Below are 656 nucleotides of genomic sequence, written 5' to 3'. Positions count from 1 at the left end.
TAAGGAGGAATACAAAAAAATGAATCATAAGTATAAAAAATTTTTGTTGATTAATATTTTTTCACTTTTATTTATTTCAGGATTTATTTGTGTAAAACCATCTTATGCAGACTCTGATATTGATTTAAAATCAGAAAGTGAAAATTTTATATCAACAGAAAATAACACAGAAATTATAGATTCAAAATCTAATGACAAGGAAATTAATTCTAATTTCTACAATAGTGATGATAATTCTGAGAAAAAAATTGAAGATAATGTAAATATATCAAACAATGATTCTTCTAATATAGAAAAATCTAATGATAATCTTGATAATCCTTCTTCTGATAATAACTTAGAAAATAATGTAAATTCATCAACTAATGAAAATAAGGATAATTCTACTAATTTAACAGATAATACAGAATCCACTAACAAAGAAAGTTCTGTTAAAAAAACAATAATGAAATCTCCTGCAAAAAAAGATGGCGATTTTATTTGGACTGAAGATGGAAGATGTAGATATATTTATAAAGATGGTAGCCTTCCAAATGTTGGTTTTATAGAAAAAAATAATAACAAATATTTTACTTATGGAGACGGATATATTTACACCAATCAAATTATAACTTTCGGACCTAGAATAATGTATTTTATGGGTAATGATGGAAGAA

General features: G+C 23.6%; 1 protein-coding gene. It reads left to right on the top strand.

Features of this window, described 5'->3' with window-relative positions; genetic code table 11:
- Nucleotides 1-19: 19 nt before the first annotated feature.
- A partial coding sequence (locus HMPREF3045_RS02905) for an ABC transporter permease (protein WP_143269976.1) occupies nt 20-656 on the top strand: 637 nt, incomplete at its 3' end.

This window comes from Anaerococcus sp. HMSC075B03, assembly GCF_001815585.1.
Classification (GTDB): domain Bacteria; phylum Bacillota; class Clostridia; order Tissierellales; family Peptoniphilaceae; genus Anaerococcus; species Anaerococcus vaginalis.
This window is presented reverse-complemented; position numbering and strand designations above follow the sequence as displayed.